The sequence below is a fragment of the Arthrobacter cavernae genome, assembly GCF_017368795.1.
GTDB classification, from domain to species: Bacteria; Actinomycetota; Actinomycetes; order Actinomycetales; family Micrococcaceae; genus Arthrobacter; species Arthrobacter cavernae.
Genome location: NZ_JAFNLL010000002.1, coordinates 25,006 through 40,318 on the forward strand (window position 1 = coordinate 25,006; position 15,313 = coordinate 40,318).

15 protein-coding genes are annotated in these 15,313 nt (G+C 67.5%); 5 read left to right on the top strand and 10 right to left on the bottom strand.

The features are described 5' to 3' along the window. Position 1 precedes the first annotated feature (1 nt). The 5 genes from J1902_RS00145 to J1902_RS00165 are packed head-to-tail and all read right to left on the bottom strand — an operon-like array spanning position 2 to position 4,509. On the bottom strand, positions 2 to 787 hold the full coding sequence (locus J1902_RS00145) for a DeoR/GlpR family DNA-binding transcription regulator (RefSeq protein WP_207614169.1): 786 nt from the start codon (positions 785 to 787) through the stop codon (positions 2 to 4). A 22-nt stretch (positions 788 to 809) separates the two neighbouring features. Next, the gene (locus tag J1902_RS00150) at positions 810 to 1,664 is read right to left on the bottom strand and encodes a class II fructose-bisphosphate aldolase (RefSeq protein ID WP_207614170.1); all 855 of its coding nucleotides are present in this window, start codon (positions 1,662 to 1,664) and stop codon (positions 810 to 812) included. Next, positions 1,646 to 2,599 carry a 1-phosphofructokinase family hexose kinase gene (locus J1902_RS00155; RefSeq protein WP_207614171.1) on the bottom strand — a complete coding sequence of 318 codons (954 nt, stop codon included), beginning with the start codon at positions 2,597 to 2,599 and terminating at the stop codon, positions 1,646 to 1,648. Before J1902_RS00155 ends, J1902_RS00150 begins: the two co-directional genes overlap by 19 nt. Beyond that, positions 2,596 to 3,582, bottom strand: coding sequence for an ROK family protein (locus J1902_RS00160; protein WP_207614172.1), 987 nt, complete (start codon positions 3,580 to 3,582; stop codon positions 2,596 to 2,598). The genes J1902_RS00155 and J1902_RS00160 overlap by 4 nt, the downstream gene beginning before the upstream one ends. Before the next feature lie 9 nt (positions 3,583 to 3,591). Further along, the gene (locus J1902_RS00165; protein WP_207614173.1) at positions 3,592 to 4,509 is read right to left on the bottom strand and encodes an SIS domain-containing protein; all 918 of its coding nucleotides are present in this window, start codon (positions 4,507 to 4,509) and stop codon (positions 3,592 to 3,594) included. A gap of 239 nt (positions 4,510 to 4,748) precedes the next feature. On the opposite strand from J1902_RS00165, the gene J1902_RS19200 reads away from it, so the two are divergent. From J1902_RS19200 to J1902_RS19850, 3 genes are all read left to right on the top strand, one after another. Continuing rightward, the gene (locus J1902_RS19200; RefSeq protein ID WP_307794332.1) at positions 4,749 to 5,285 is read left to right on the top strand and encodes an endo-alpha-N-acetylgalactosaminidase family protein; all 537 of its coding nucleotides are present in this window, start codon (positions 4,749 to 4,751) and stop codon (positions 5,283 to 5,285) included. A gap of 156 nt (positions 5,286 to 5,441) precedes the next feature. Further along, positions 5,442 to 6,023: a hypothetical protein gene (locus tag J1902_RS00175; RefSeq protein ID WP_207614174.1), complete on the top strand. Its 582-nt coding sequence runs from the start codon at positions 5,442 to 5,444 to the stop codon at positions 6,021 to 6,023. Positions 6,024 to 6,169: 146 nt separating this feature from the next. Beyond that, on the top strand, positions 6,170 to 6,619 hold the full coding sequence (locus J1902_RS19850) for a transposase family protein (protein WP_207614535.1): 450 nt from the start codon (positions 6,170 to 6,172) through the stop codon (positions 6,617 to 6,619). Between the two features lie 30 nt (positions 6,620 to 6,649). Here J1902_RS19850 and hutI read toward each other — a convergent pair whose 3' ends face one another. From hutI to tdh, 4 genes are all read right to left on the bottom strand, one after another. After that, a complete protein-coding gene (gene hutI / locus J1902_RS00185; protein ID WP_207614175.1) occupies positions 6,650 to 7,873 on the bottom strand; it encodes an imidazolonepropionase in 1,224 nt (407 codons plus the stop codon). 11 nt (positions 7,874 to 7,884) lie between these two features. Then, positions 7,885 to 9,012, bottom strand: coding sequence for an NAD(P)/FAD-dependent oxidoreductase (locus tag J1902_RS00190; RefSeq protein ID WP_207614176.1), 1,128 nt, complete (start codon positions 9,010 to 9,012; stop codon positions 7,885 to 7,887). A gap of 157 nt (positions 9,013 to 9,169) precedes the next feature. Next, on the bottom strand, positions 9,170 to 10,375 hold the full coding sequence (locus tag J1902_RS00195; protein ID WP_207614177.1) for a glycine C-acetyltransferase: 1,206 nt from the start codon (positions 10,373 to 10,375) through the stop codon (positions 9,170 to 9,172). A gap of 29 nt (positions 10,376 to 10,404) precedes the next feature. Continuing rightward, positions 10,405 to 11,451: an L-threonine 3-dehydrogenase gene (gene tdh / locus J1902_RS00200; protein WP_207614178.1), complete on the bottom strand. Its 1,047-nt coding sequence runs from the start codon at positions 11,449 to 11,451 to the stop codon at positions 10,405 to 10,407. Positions 11,452 to 11,637: 186 nt separating this feature from the next. Here tdh and J1902_RS00205 point away from each other — a divergent pair, with 186 nt between their 5' ends. Together J1902_RS00205 and J1902_RS00210 are read left to right on the top strand one after the other, a co-directional pair. Next, on the top strand, positions 11,638 to 12,975 hold the full coding sequence (locus J1902_RS00205) for an amidohydrolase family protein (RefSeq protein ID WP_207614179.1): 1,338 nt from the start codon (positions 11,638 to 11,640) through the stop codon (positions 12,973 to 12,975). A gap of 105 nt (positions 12,976 to 13,080) precedes the next feature. Continuing rightward, positions 13,081 to 14,004, top strand: a complete 924-nt coding sequence (locus J1902_RS00210; RefSeq protein ID WP_207614180.1) for a LysR family transcriptional regulator — start codon at positions 13,081 to 13,083, stop codon at positions 14,002 to 14,004. A 104-nt stretch (positions 14,005 to 14,108) separates the two neighbouring features. On the opposite strand, the gene J1902_RS00215 is transcribed toward J1902_RS00210, so the two are convergent. Further along, a complete protein-coding gene (locus tag J1902_RS00215; protein WP_207614181.1) occupies positions 14,109 to 15,296 on the bottom strand; it encodes a Gfo/Idh/MocA family protein in 1,188 nt (395 codons plus the stop codon). Between the last annotated feature and the right edge of the window lie 17 nt (positions 15,297 to 15,313).

Here is a 15,313-nt window from a genome sequence, read left to right on the forward strand (position 1 = left end):
CTTAGCCGGCCACGATCACTTCGGTGCCGCCCGCCTCGAACGCGGCCTTTTCCTCGGCGGTGATGCCGGAATCCGTGATGAGGTGGCGGAACTCGTAGCCTGCCATGGCGGCGAAGGCGCGGCGGCCCACCTTGGAGGAGTCGGCCAGGACATACGATTCCGTGGCGCGCCGGGCCATGACGGTGTTGACCATGGCCTCGCCCTCGTCCGTGATGGTGGGTCCGAGCCTGGGGTCCACGCCGTTGACGCCGATGAACGCAATGTCCAGGGCGACCTTCTGCATGATGACGTCCGTGTACGGGCCCACCAGCTCATAGGAGCGGGGGTTCAGGATGCCGCCGGTGACCATGATCTTAATGTTGGGCCGCACGGCGAGTGCCGCGGCGATGTTGATGGCGTTGGTGACCACCGTCAGCATGGGCCGGTTCGACGGCGCGTTGAGGTCCTCGCGCGTAGACAGGACCTGGGCCAGGGCCGTGCTGGTGGTTCCGCCGCTCAGGCCGATGACGGCGCCGGGCTGGATCAGCTTGGATGCCGCAAGGGCGATGTCTTGCTTCGCCTGGGCGTGGTCGTCGCGGTTGTAGCGGCCCGGGAGGTCGTAGGCAACCGATCCGGTGGTGGCACCGCCGCGGGTCCGGCTGAGCAGCCGTTGCTTGGCAAGGCTGTCCAGGTCGCGGCGCGCCGTGGCAGGCGAGACTGCCAGGCGGGTCACGATGTCCTCGACCTCAACGCGGCCGGACTCTGCCAGCAGATCAAGGATGGCGTTCAGCCGATCGGTGCGGGTCATCACGGGCCTTTCGCGGTTGGAGCTACTTCGCCTTCGCGAAGAGCGTCAGCAAACGTGCGGATTCCAGCACCAGGGCGTCCCGGCCGGCCTTGATGTACTTCCGGGAATCCACCACTGCAGGGTTGGCATCCAGGTACTCACGGACGGCGCGGGTAAAGAACCCGTTCAGGTGTGTGGATACGTTGATCTTAGTCATACCCGCACCGATCGCGGCCACAATCATGGCGTCTGTGACGCCCGAGGAGCCGTGCAGCACCAGCGGTTTCCCGACGGCGGACTTGAGTTGGGCGATCAGGCGCAGGTCCAGCGCGGCGCTTCGTTCGGTCATGGCATGGGAGGAACCCACCGCGACGGCGAGGGCATCCACGCCCGTCGCTTCGACGAAGGCGGCGGCCTCGGCGGGGTCCGTGCGGACGCCCGGGGCGTGGGCGCCGTCCTTGCCGCCGACCTTGCCGAGCTCAGCTTCGACGTAGACGCCGTGCTCGTGGGCATAGCGGGCGACGCGCCGGGTGACCTCGACGTTCTGCTCGTAGGGGAGGTGCGCGCCGTCGTACATCACCGAACCGAAGCCCAGGTCGACCGCCGCGAGGGCGAGTTCCTCGGACTCGGCGTGGTCCAGGTGCAGGGCAACCGGGACGCCGGCATCGCGGGCGATCGCCAGCGCGGCCACCGCCACGGGTTCAAGGCCACCGTGGAACTTGGCGCAGTTCTCGGAGATCTGCAGGATCAGCGGAACGCCGGCGGCTTCCGCACCGGCCACCAGGCCTTCGGCCGTTTCCAGGTGGACGACGTTGAACGCCCCCTGGCCCGTGCCTTCGGCCGCGGCCTTGTCCATCAGTTCCCGAGTGTTGACCAGGGTCACCGGGTCTCCTTCCATGTCACGATCAGTTGTTCTTCGAGTTCCCGGTACCGGGGCGAGATCTCGCCGGCGGCCGGCATAAGCACGGCAGCGGCGGACCAGGCGGTGGCACGGCGCAGGATCTCGCGGGTATCGGTGATGCCCTCGGCGAGGGCGGCGGCGGCAGCCGCCACGCCGGCGTCGCCGGCTCCTGTGGGGTTGCCGCTGAGCGGTTCCGGCAGCCGCGCGGACCAGTAGCCGCCGGGGGCGGCATGGTCGAAGGCGAGCATGCCCTCGGCTCCGGCGCTGACCAGCACGGTCCGCGCACCGAGCCCGATGAGGAACCATGCGGCGGCCTCGAGGCTGCGCTCCCCGGTGGCCTCGAACAGTTCGTGGTGGTTGGGCTTGAGGATGTCGGCCCCCGCTGTGGCGGCGGCGATGATCCCGGAACCGGAGGTGTCCACGATCGCCGGGATCCCGGCGTCGTGCGCTAAACGGACCAGCGAAGGATAGAAGTCTTCCGGCGCCCCGGGCGGCAGGCTGCCCGAGCCGACCAGCACACCGGCGGGCGGCGCCCCGTTGCCGTTGAGGGCCTCGACGACGGCGTCCGCCAGGGCCTGCCATTCGGCCGGCCGGAGGGGCTGGCCTTCCTCGTTGAAGATGGAGGTTTCGCCGCCGGCGGTGTCCACGAGTGCGATGCTGCGCCTGGTTTCGGCGGCGACCGCAACGAGCGTGTGGGGCACGCCGCTGGTCCACAGTTCGGCGGCGAGCGTCTGGCCGGCAGCACCGCCGGTGGTTGCGATGGCGAGCACCGGGTGGCCCAGCTGGTGGGCGACCCGGGCGACGTTGAGGCCCTTGCCGCCGGCACGGCTCATGGGTGCGGGCACCCGGTGGCTGGCACCGGGTGTGATGCCGGGAACGTGGTAGGTCAGGTCCACGGCCGGGTTGGGGGTGACGGTGACAATGCGCTTCATCGCGTGGCTCCCGCGGGGCCCGGGGCGTGTTCCGGTGCCTGTGCGGCGAGGGGCGCCTGTCCAGAAACGGGCGCCAGCAGCGCCCGGGCATTCATGGCCGCCCCTAACAGCCCGGCGTCCTGGCCGAGCTGGGCCCGGATAATGACCGGGCGCCGGTGGAAGTCGAGCATCTGGTCCACGCGGGCCCGCAGGGGTGCGAGGAGTTCCTCGCCGGCCTCGGCCAGGCCGCCGCCGATCACGATGGCCTCGGTGCCGATGATGCTCACGCACTGGCAGATGCTGAAGGCCAGTGCGTCAACGGCGTCGGCCCAGATGCGCGCGGCCAGGGCTTCGCCGCCACGGGCGCGTTCCAGCACCTCGCGGGCACCGGCCACGGGGGTGCCCGAATGGGCGGTGTAGCGTTTGGCGATGGCCCCGGCGGAACCCACGGCCTCAAGGATGGTGGAGCCGGGGTGGTCCGGATCGGGGACCAGTGCGTGGCCCAACTCGCCGGCGAAGCCGCCGGCGGTGACGGCCTCCCCGCCGGAGAAGACGGCGGCGGCGATCCCGGTGCCCACGACCATCACCACTACATCGTCGAATTCCCGGGAGCCGCCGTAGCGGTGTTCCACGGCCGAGGCCGAGCGGACGTCGTGGTTGAAGGCGACAGGCAGTCCGAGGCGGCGTTCGGCCTCCGCGGTGAACGGGAAGTCGCGCCAACCGAGGTTGGCGGAGTAGATGCCAATGCCGGCCCCGGAGTCCACGATTCCGGGAACGATCACGCCGGCTGCCTTCGCCGGCGCCTGCGGGAATTCCGCAGCCAGGTCCCGGGCGAGTTCCGCAACACGGTCCAGGATGGCCTCGGCGGGTCGTCCGGCGTCGTGAGGGGTGGGAACCCGGCGCATGCCCAGCACCCTGCCTTCGGCGTCCACCAGCCCGGCCTTGAGGTCGGTCCCGCCGACGTCGAAGGCCAGGACTGCTGCTTCAGCGGCTCCGAGAACCATTCGAGTGGCCTATGCGGTGGTGTCGAGGATGACGGAACGGGTCAGGTTCCGGGGCAGGTCGGGGTTGAGGCCGCGGACGCGGGCACGCTCAAGTGTGACCTTGTGAACCCTGGCCAGCTCGGCCAGCGGGTGCTTGTCCGTGTGGATGTACAGGGCGCCCGTGACGGCCATGTCGTTCTCCAGGCCTTCGGGCTGCTCTCCGAACAGCCAGGTGACGCGGCCCGGGGCGGCGATGGAGATGGGGCCGTGGCGGTATTCCATGGCCGGGTAGGACTCGGTCCAGCCCTGGACGGCCTCGCGCATCTTCAGCCCGGCCTCGTGGGCCAGACCGACGGTCCAGCCGCGTCCGAGGAAGGTGAACTGTTCGGCGTCGAGCAGTTCCTGCGGGACGGTTGCGGTGACGGCGTCGCGGGCGTCCTCGACCGCCGTGCCGAGGTCGATGCCGAGGCTGCTGAGCAGGTAGACCAGGGCCGTGGTGGCGAAGCGGGTCTGGACGACGGAGCGCTCGTCGGCGTAGGGCAGGCCGACGACGGCGTCTGCCAGGCCGGTGATCGGGGACCCGGTATCGCCGATCACGGCGATGGTGCGGACGGTCCCCTTGAGCCCGGCGAGCAGCTCGAGCACCTCGGTGGTGGTGCCGGAGCGCGTGATCGCCACAACGGCGTCGTACTGGCGGCCGGCACTGTTGCTGTTCACGAAGGCTTCGGAGGCGGCGAAGGCGTCCGTGACGCCCTTGCCGGCGGATTCGCGGGCGGCGGCGTAGCTCTGGGCCATGAACCAGGAGGTGCCGCAGCCGATGACGGCGATGCGCTCGCCGTCGGCGGGCAGGAGCTGCTCTGCGCGGGCCTGCTCGATGGCGCGCAGCCAGACGTCCGGCTGGGAGACCAGTTCTTCTTCCATGAAGGCGCCCAAGGTGTTCGTGCTCATCGTGTGTTCCGCTCCTGCCTGCATGGTCCACCCGTCGGTCCGCGGGGATCGATGGAGGATCCGTCCAAATTGCTGTGCCACCCCGGATGGCGTGACGTTTTATGCTCACTAAAAACACTAAACGATCATTTTCAATCGCACAAGGATCACGCTCCGAACAGCTCGCGGCAGTAGCGCTTTACGGCGGCGAAGACCAAGGCCGCTTCTGGCGCAAGGCCGTCAGCGACGGCGCCGGCGGCGTGGACTGGAAGAACGCGGCCATCGCGATGCGGTCCATCCAGGTCAGCGCGAACAAGGGCGGGCAGACCCGGACAACGTCAAGCGCATTTCCCTGTCCACCGACGGGCCGGGACAGGTGGCCATTCTCAATGGGCTACACGAACGAAGGCCATGACTCCGCCAACACCGACTACGGCGACAACTTCAACAACCGCGCCGGCAGGATCGAGGACCTGAAGGCCCTCCTCAAGAAGGGCAAAGGCTGGAACGCGCGCTTCGGCGTGCACATCAACGCCACGGAGAGCGTCACCATCGGCTCCTCCGACGCCGCTCCAGCGCGTCCACCGGGCGCTCAGCGAAGACTTCGAAACGTGAACCAGGGCTCGGGCCCGTTCGTCAAGGGCAACGCGGGCGGCTCCGCCGCGGACGCACATCACCGAACCCCGCAAACCATTCACCCAGAAGGACTGGAACACCAACATGATCATGTGGGGCCTCCGGGCAACTTCCATGTCGAGCCAAAATCAATTGTGACGTGGCCCACGAACAATCCTTGACTCCTCCAAGTCCCCATGTCTAATATTCCGGGGGAAACGCCAAGACGGCGCTACATTTCCCTGAATCGCCGAACTCCATGCAAATTTGCATTAGTCCTGCCAGTAATTCCCTCAGACCGGCTGCAGAATCATCGATTCTTCTTGAAAAGTTCACTTTTGCAGAATAAGCAAACAAAAGGAGTAATCATTGATAACAATAATCCGTTCATCTCCTTCTGCTGCTACCGTAATTACATGCCGCCCAAAAAAATTAATTACGCTCACATCGATCTGGAAATTGTTTCATTATTGAAGCGAGCATTCATTCCTGCCGCTCGCGTATCTATTTTTGTCACCTTCTTTTGGTTTGGCTCTGTGAAGCTTACCGGCGCCAGCCCGGCTGGGCCGCTCGCCGAGGCCCTGACCGCAAAAACAATCGGCCTGCAGCACTTTGATGCGTCATTCATTACATTGTCCGTCGTAGAGTGCGTGATTGGCGTGCTGTTCTTATTTCCAAAAATGACACGTATCGTCATTCCGCTGCTATTGGCGCACATGGTACTCGTCTCCTCGCCACTCGCGCTGCTCCCTGACCACACCTGGCAGCAACCATTCGTCCCGACCCTCGAAGGCCAATACATCCTTAAGAATGTTGTTGTTGTCGCCGTTGCAATCGGTATCGCCGCCTCGGTTCAACCCCTGGACTCTGGACATGCGCTTGAGCGCAGTCCGCGCCGTTCCGGTGTTTTCGTTGCGTAGCTGACTGTTAATTTCCCCCATTGCGATAAAATCCATGGTAGAAGTTTTGCTGTAGTGGGGGGCACGGCTAATGCAAAGCCGCTGGCCATGGTTGTGAGTGGACATCGGGCACTGTCGCCGCCCAGTTACAACACACTAATGAGGAAATCAGGGCCGCGGCCCTCGACGTTGCTGGAGATGCTCACAGCGTCCCGGATCCGGGTAAGCGCCGGGGTATCCGCCACCGGTTCACGCGAATTCCTGTGATCGCGTTCTGCGTCACTCGCCAGGCACGCTCGTTCGCTTCCATTGCTGAATGGGCTAAGGACGCGGCGGAAACAGGATTGGCCGAGGCCGGCATCACGGTCCCGCACGTGGTCGCTATCCAGCGAGTCCTCGCCAGAATGGACGCCGGCGTGCTCGATACAGCCATTGGGTCTGGACTATGGCGGCTCATCGCAGGAGTCCAGGGCGTGGAGCTGACCGCGGACAAGAACGGCCACGACGGCGGTGACGACTGGGCCGATTGGCCGACGCCAAATTCACCTGCGCATGACCCCCAACTGATCGGCCGACAGCCGGGCTCCCGCATTCCGGGGGCCCGGTTTACGGTTTAAGCGGCCCGTCGTTTCAAACCAACCGCTGAATCAAACGACCTTCTGCCCCGCCCGCCATACGGCCTGCGTCAGCGGGATGCCGGGCCGGTAGGCCAGGTGCGTGGCGGAGGGCGCCTTGAGCAGGTGCAGGTCCGCGCGGTGCCCGACGGCGAGCGAGCCCACCGCCCGCTCGCCGTCGACGTCGTTCCCTGACTCCCTGCCCAGGGCGAGCGCCCCGCCGTAGGTGGCGGCGCGGACGGCCTCGTGGACGCTCAGGTGCATCTGGAGCACGGCCGTGGTGACGCAGAAGGCCATGGAGCTGGTGTAGGAGGTGCCGGGGTTGCAGTTGGCTGCCAAGGCGATCTGCACGCCGGCGTCGATCAGGGCACGGCCCGGGGCCAGCGGCTGGCGGGTGGAGAGATCGCAGGCGGGCAGGCACGTGGCCACGGTGCCGCGGCTTCCGGTGCCGGCCTCGGCATCCCAGCCGGTCCAGCTGCCCGCGAGGGCCTGGATGTCGGCGTCGGAAAGGTAGTTGACGTGGTCCACGCTGGCCGCGCCGAACTCCACGGCGAGCTGCACGCCCGGGCCCTCGCCGAGCTGGTTGCCGTGAACCCGCAGGCCCAGGCCGGCCTCACGGCAGGCTTGCAGGACGCGGCGGGACTGTTCCTCCGTGAAGGCACCGCGCTCGCAGAACACGTCAGCCCAGCTGACGTAGGGGCGCACGGCGTCGAGCATGGGCCCGCACACGAGGTCCGTGTACTCCTCCGCGTCCACCCCCGCCGGCACCAGGTGGGCCCCCAGGTAGGTGACTTCGTCCACGGCGGCCGCGGCAATGCGGGCGCTGCGGGCTTCGTTTTCGACGTCCAGGCCGTAGCCGGTCTTGCTCTCCAAGTAGGTGGTGCCCTGGGAGACGGCCTCGGCGACGCGTCCGTCCACGAGTCGGGTGAGTTCGTCGTCGCTCGCAGCACGGGTGGCGCCGGTCGTGACAGCGATGCCGCCCGCGCTGTAGCTCTGCCCGGCCATGCGGGCTTCGAACTCCGCGGTGCGGTCGCCGGCGAAGATGAGGTGCGAGTGGGAATCGACCCAACCGGGCAGCACGGCCTGGCCGGCCGCGTCCACGAAGGTGTCGGCGGCCGGGGCCTCGGCGGACGGTCCGATCCAGGAGATGCGCTCACCTTCGAGCACCAAGGCGGCGTCCTTCAGGACGCGGTGCTCCAGGTCCTGGGTCATGAGTTCGCCGATGTTTCCGATGAGTGTGCTCGTGTGCCCGGTCATGAATCCATTGTTCAGCGCCGGATGGACCAGCGCACGGCAGCCAGCTCCTCTGCTGTCCGGGATTCCAGACTCTGTTCCGTACCGGCAGGCGGGCTCGCGGGCTGGCCGGACAGTTCGCCGAGGATCAGTGCGGCCGCGAGCTCGGCGATGGCCGAGGAGGTCTGGAAGCCGTAGCCGCCTTGCCCGGCGAGCCAGAAAAAGCCCCGGGCCTCGGCGTCGAAGCCCACTACCGGGACACCGTCCGCCGCCTCGGTGCGCAGCCCGGTCCAGGAACGGTCCACGGAACGGATACCGAGGGTCGTCAGGGAATTGAGTTTGTCTATCAGCTTGTCGATGTCGCCCGGGTACGGCTTGGCGTCCTCGGCCCGGCTCGGCACGGTCTCGGACGGAGAGATCAGGACCTGGCCGCCGTCGGGCCGGAAATAGAAGGTGTCATCGGCTGCTGCCACCATGGGGGTGTCCGGGCTCAGCGGCTGCTCGACGTCGACGATCGCCGCCGTGCGGCGGAACGGCTGGAGCCCGAGTTTCTCGACGCCGCTGATGACGGCAAGCTCGTCCGCCCACGCGCCTGCCGCGTTGACCACGACGGCGGACTGGAAGCCTTCCATGCCTGCCCCCAACTGCCAGCCGGTACCGAGCCGTTGGGCCGAGTGGACGCGGGCGCCGGTGATGATGTCGACTCCCCCGGCCTCGGCACGGCGCCGGTGGTCTTCCAGCAGCAGGGGCGCGTTGCAGGCGAAGGATCCGGTGTCCAGGCCGGCCGCGCTGAAGGACTCCGGCTTGAGCACGGGGCACAACCGGAGCGCCTCGGCATGGGTGATGGCATGCATGTTGCCGCTGGACTCGGCCCTGACGATCTCTTCCTCGCCCACCAGCATGAAGCTGCGGGGGCTCAGCACCGGCTCCGGGAGTTCGGCGTCGCGGGCTTTCATCAGCTCCAGCGTGCGGACGGTGAGTTCCTGCACCACGGGCGGCCCGTAGCTGGGGATCAGCTGGCGGGCCGAGCGCGACGACGTGTGGAAGGCCAGGGATTGCTCGGCCTCCACCAGCGCCACCGAGCACTTCCCGGCAAGGGCAGAAGCCAAGGACAGCCCGGCAATCCCGCCGCCCACGATTACCACGTCATAATTCGAAGCCATGGCTCCATCCTGTCAGACCGGATGGACAGTGGACACCCTCGCGCGAGCAGCTTCCTTCCTGACCTACTTTGACCGCCTAAAGCGCAATTTTCCGGCGATTTCGGACCCCATGGGGCGCAAAGAAGGTCAGGAAGGAATGCGATGCGTGGCCAGAGCCTTAGGCGGCAGCCGCCCGGCTTGTGATGAACGCCTGGACGCAGGCTTCGACGTCGTCGGCGCTGTGGGCGGCGGAGAGCTGGACGCGGATGCGCGCGGCGCCCTTGGGCACCACGGGGTAGCTGAAGGCCGTCACAAACACGCCGTGGCCGAGCATTTCGTCGGCCACCTTTGCGGCAACCACCGCGTCACCGAACATGACCGGGATGATGGCGTGTTCGCCGTCGAGCAGTTCGAAGCCTTCCTCGCTCATGCGGCGGCGGAACAGCGCAGCATTGTCGAACAAGCGCGTGCGCAGCTCGCCGGAACCCTGCACCAGCTCGATGGCCTTGATGGTGGCCGCGACGATGGCCGGGGCCAGCGAGTTGGAGAACAGGTAGGGGCGGGCCTTCTGGCGCAGCATGGCGATGATCTCGGCGCGGCCGGACACGTAGCCGCCAGAGGCGCCGCCCAGGGCTTTGCCGAAGGTGCCGGTGTAGATGTCCACGCGGTCCGAGACGCCGGCGTGCTCCGGGGTGCCGGCACCGGTGGAACCCATGAAGCCCACAGCGTGCGAGTCATCCACCATGACCAAGGCGTCGTACTTTTCGGCGAGATCGCAGATGGCCTCCAGCGGGGCCAGGAAGCCGTCCATCGAGAACACGCCGTCGGTGACGATGATCTTGCGGCGGGCGGGCGTGGCCTGCGTGGTGGCCTCGATGAGCTTGGCCTCGAGGTCCGCCATGTCCTGGTTGGCGTAGCGGAAGCGCTGCGCCTTGCTGAGCCGGATGCCGTCGATGATGGAGGCGTGGTTCAGGGAATCGGAGATGATGGCATCTTCGGCGCCGAACAGGGACTCGAACACACCGCCGTTGGCGTCGAAGCAGCTCGAGAACAGGATGGTGTCCTCGGTGCCCAGGAACTTCGAAACCCGGGCCTCAAGCTCCAGGTGCAGGTCCTGGGTGCCGCAGATGAAGCGCACCGAGGCCATGCCGAAGCCGCGCTCGTCCATGGCGGACTTCGCAGCCGCGATGATATCCGGGTGGTCCGCAAGGCCCAGGTAGTTGTTGGCGCAGAAGTTCAGGACGGCGGCCGCGGGCTGGCCGAGCTGGCCTGCGGCGATGTGGCTGGCCTGGGGTGAATCGATGTGGCGTTCGGTCTTGAAGAGTCCGGCGCTGCGGATCTCGTCCAGTTCGCCCTGCAGCTGGTCTTTGATGGCTGAATACATAATGCTTTGCTCCTTGGCTTCCGGGGTCTCTAGAGTTCGGTCCAGTCGAGGACGACCTTGCCGCCGGTTCCGGCGCGGGCAATCTCGAAGCCCTTCTCCCAGTCGGTGGCGGACAGCTTGTCCGTGACGACGGCGGAGATGTTCCGGTGCAGGCCGGGGTTGGAGGAGAGCATGGCGCTCATGGCGTACCAGGTCTCGTACATTTCGCGGCCGTAGATGCCCTTCAGCGTCAGCATGTGGGTGACCACCTTGCCCCAGTCGATGTCGATGGACTGGCTGGGCAGGCCAAGCATCGCGATGCGACCGCCGTGGTTCATGTTGTCGATCATCTCAGGCAATGCCGTGGGGTGGCCGGACATTTCCAGGCCGATGTCGAAGCCTTCGCGCATGCCCAGTTCCTTCTGGGCGTCCTTGACGCGGGTCCTGGACACGTCGATGGCCAGATCCACGCCGAGGTCCCGGGCCAACTGCAGCCGGGGCGCGGAGACATCGGTGATGGCGATCTTCCGGGCGCCGGCGTGGCGGGCGACGGCGATGGCCATGAGGCCGATGGGGCCCGCGCCGGTGATGAGCACGTCCTCGCCGACGAGCGGGAAGCTCAGGGCGGTGTGGACGGCATTGCCGAAGGGGTCGAAGATGGCGCCGAGTTCCGGGGTGACCGAGGGATCGTGGTGGACCCAGACGTTGGTCTCCGGGATCACGACATACTCGGCGAAGGCGCCGTCGCGCTGCACGCCCACACTGACGGTGTTGATGCACATCTGCCTGCGGCCGGCACGGCAGTTGCGGCAGATTCCGCAGACCACGTGGCCTTCGCCGGAGACACGGTCACCGACCTTGACGTCTCGGACGTCCTCGCCGATGGACACGACCTCGCCGTAGAACTCGTGGCCTGCGATCAGCGGAGTTTCGATGATGCTCTGGGCCCAGGCATCCCAGGACTGGATGTGCAGGTCGGTGCCGCAGATGCCCGTGGTCATGACGCGGATCTTGACGTCGCCGGGGCCCGCCTCGGGTTCCGGACGGTCGACGAGTTCGAAACCGGCGTGCGGGCCGGATTTGTAGAGAGCCTTCATGGATCCAATTAGATGCCCTCGGAAAGCTTAGAACAAGCTCAAGTATCTCACTCAACAGTTTAGGGAATACTTCACTGTCTGGAAAACCGGACATCACGTCCGGGCGCCCCTTGAATTTTGATCTGGTATACCAAATACTGTGGCATGTACCACTCGCACCAAGCAGCCAGCCCCAAGGAGTAACCCATGTGCTTGCACGACCACACCAGCGAGGCCCTGCCGCCGGCAGGCCTGTCGCGCCGCGGAATCCTCGCCGGGGCGGCCGCCCTTGCCGGGATCTCGGTCGCGAGCGTCGCCGCGCAGCTGGGCTCCGCGCCGGCGGCCCATGCCGCTGAACGTCCCCAGGCACCCAACTATCCCGGCCGCCCGACAACGCCAGGCGCAGTCGTGATCGAGGGCGGGACTATCGTGGACCCCCTCAGCGGCGACGCCGTGGCGGATGGCGTGCTCGTGCTCGACGGCGGCAAAGTAGTGGCCGTGGGCACACGGGACGCCACGCGCAAGGCGGTTGCCGCCGTCGCCGGCCGCGCCCAGGTCCTGAACGCCGCCGGCCGCTGGGTAGTCCCCGGCCTGGTGGACGTGCACGTCCACGCAGGCGCGCTTTCGGATGCCCGGCTCCTCCTGCAGGGCGGCGTGACCAGCATGCGCAGCGGATCCTCCAGCTTCTACCAGGACGTTGCGCTGGCCAAGCTGCCCACCTGGGCTCCGGGGGCTTCCCCGCGCATGCGCCCTGCCGGCCTCTTCATCTCGCCCCAACTGGGGGACTCGGTCCTCGCAGACCCGGACCTTGCGCCGCTCGCCACGCTCAAGAACGGCATCACCGAGGCCTCGGATCTCGCATACCTCACGCAGGTCAACCTCAATCGAGGCGCGGAGGTCATCAAGACCCGCGCCAACCCGCGTGCCGGCCTTCCCGAGCAGGACCCCAGGGAACTGGTCTACAACCGCGATCAGCTCTCGGCCATCGTCAAAGCCGCCCGCGGCGCGGGCGTGCTGTGCCACGCCTACAGCGCAGATGGCATCGACGGCGCCGTCCGCGCAGGCGTGCGCAGCATCGAGCACGGGGTCTTCCTTTCGGAGAAGACCATCGCCGAGATGGCCCGGCGGGGCACCTTCTTCACCCCGACCTTGGATGGCATCTCCAGCATGGCCACCTCCTCCAATCCGATCCTCGCCGCACGCGGCCGGGAATACACCCCGATTCTCAAGGCAGCCGTCCGCGCCGCGCACGAGGCAGGCGTCACGGTGGTGGCCGGAACCGACTCCTTCGGCAGCGACGTCACCCCGCTGGGCACCGAAGTCCGCCTCCTCACCGAGGCCGGGCTGTCGCCGCTGGAGGCCCTGCGTTCCGCCACCACCCACGCAGCGCGGCTGCTCGGCTGGGAAAGCAAGGCGGGCCGCTTCATGCCCGGCGCCTTCGCGGATGCCGTGGTGGTCGACGCCGATCCGCTCAGCGACGGAACGGCCCTCGAAAAGGTCCGCACCGTCGTCGCGCAGGGAACAGTGGTGCGCAACGGGCTCTGAGCCCGCGGAACCGGAGTGGATCCCGGCCTCGCGCGCAAGCCCGGGGCCGGGCGCAACACTTGAGGCCCAGCTACACCGAGCGGACAAACCCTTTAGGATTAACTGATGGATGTCCGCCAGCTTCAAGTGCTTCGCGAGCTCGGTGAGCTCGGCAGCGTCAAGGCCGTGGCCGAAACGATGATGGTCACTCCGTCCGCCGTGTCGCAGCAACTCACCCTCCTTCAGCGCAGTGCCGGGGTGCCCCTCACCCGGAAGGAAGGCCGGAACCTCGTCCTGACAGACGCTGGCCAAGTGCTCGCGGACGCCGGCGGCGCCGTCGTGCGTGCCATGGCCGATGCGCGCGCCGCAATCGGCGGCTACCACGACGACCCGGCCGGGACGGTTTCCGTGAGCGCCTTCCACAGCGCCGGCCAGGCACTCTTCGGCCGCCTCGCCTCCCGGCTCCTCGCCGGCGGCGAGGGGGTTCCCCGTTTGCGACTGGCCGATGAGGACGTCCCGCAACAGGGTTTTCCCGCGCTCACCGCCCGTTACGACATCGTCCTGGCCCACCGCATGGCGCACGGCCCCGCATGGCCGCGGGACAAGGTGACGGTCATTCCGCTGGCCGACGAACCGCTGGACATCGCCTTGCCCGCCGGGCACCCGCTCGCCGCACGGTCCGAACTGGAGCCAGCCGACGTCGTCGGGCAGCCCTGGGTGACCAGCCGCGACGGTTACTCCCCCGCGGATGTGCTGGCCGCCGTCGTCGCGGTCAGCGGGCGCCCCGCGGAGGTGCTGCACCGGATCAACGACTACTCGACAGTGGCAGCCCTCGTGTCCGCGGGCGGGGCGATCGGGCTGCTTCCGCGGTTCACGGCGCAGCGCGTGCTGGACGCCGGCGTGGTGCTGCGGCCGCTCGCCGGAGTCAATTCGGTCCGCAAGATCGACATCCTGGCCCGGCCCGAGACGCTGAAAAGGAAATCGGTCATGACGGTCTGCGATTCGCTGCAGTCCGTCATGACCGATCTGGCCGCCGGCATCCGCCGCTGAGGGTTCGCCCCTGCGGGAAGCCGGCAGGCCGGCGTGCGGTGGTTCGCCGCACAAGTATTGCCGCGGGCGACTATGCCCCTTGGACGGCTACGCCCCGCGGATACCTAGACCCCGCGGACGAGCGCCGGCTGGCCGGCGTCGAAGTACTCCACGAGCGCTTCGGGCAGGGCCGGAACCTCCTTTGCCGTGCCGTCGCCGCGCAGGGATTCCGCGGCCAGGATGCCGGCCACCACTGCTTGGCGTGCCGCGACGGGGCTCGTCTGGGTGTGGCCGCCCTCGGCCGCGAAGCGGAGGAACTCCTCGATCAGGAGCGGGTCGGCGCCGCCGTGGCCGCCTTCGCCGTCCAGGATCTCGACCGTCTCGTCCGGCTCGGCGAAGCCGGAGGTGCGGCTAGTCCAGACCTTGATGGTCCCGCCCGGGCCGTCGCCGAAGTTCTCGATCCGGCCCTTGGTGCCGATGACGGTGTAGTTGCGCCAGTAGTCCGGGGTGAAGTGGCACTGCTGGTAGGAAGCCAGCACGCCGTTGTCCAGGACCATATTCATCATGGAGATGTCCTCGACGTCGATCGTCTCGGCCAGGCCGGTCTGTTCGGTGGGCGGCCAGTTCTCCAGGGAGAACCAGTCGCCCATGCGCTTACCGTCGTTATTGCTCCGCTTGCCCACGCCGCCATAGACCGCGAGATCGCCGACGGCGGCAACCCGCTTGGTGTAGCTGTTGGCGAACCAGTGGATCACGTCGATGTCGTGCGCGCCCTTCTGCAGCAGCAACGAGGTCACGTTGGCGCGCTGGGCGTGCCAGTCCTTGAAGTAGTAGTCGCCGCCGTGGCCCACGAAGTGCCGGCACCAGATGGCCTTGACCTCGCCGATCTTGCCTTCTTCGATGAGCTGGCGCATCTGAACCACCACCGGCATGTGGCGCATGTTGTGGCCCACGTACAGGCGGGTGCCGGTCTCGAAGGCGGTCTGCAGGATGAGGTCCGCGGCTTCCACGGTGACGTCCAGCGGCTTCTCGCAGAAGGTGGGGATGCCCGCCTTGAGCGTACGGACCGCGACGGCGGCGTGCTGGTTGTCCGGGGTCAGCACCAGGACGGCGTCGATCCCGCTGCTGAGGAGTTCCTCGAGGTCTGCCGTGACACGGGCGCTGGGGATGCGCTCTGCCGCATCGGCCCGCCCGCGTTCGCTCGTGTCACAGATGATCGTGACCTCGGAGCCCTGTCCCGGCTTGTGCGCGTGGCGCCACAGCCCCGACCGCAGACCGAAGCCCACGATGCCGACCTTCAAATCCTGTTCCATTGCGTGTATATCCTTCT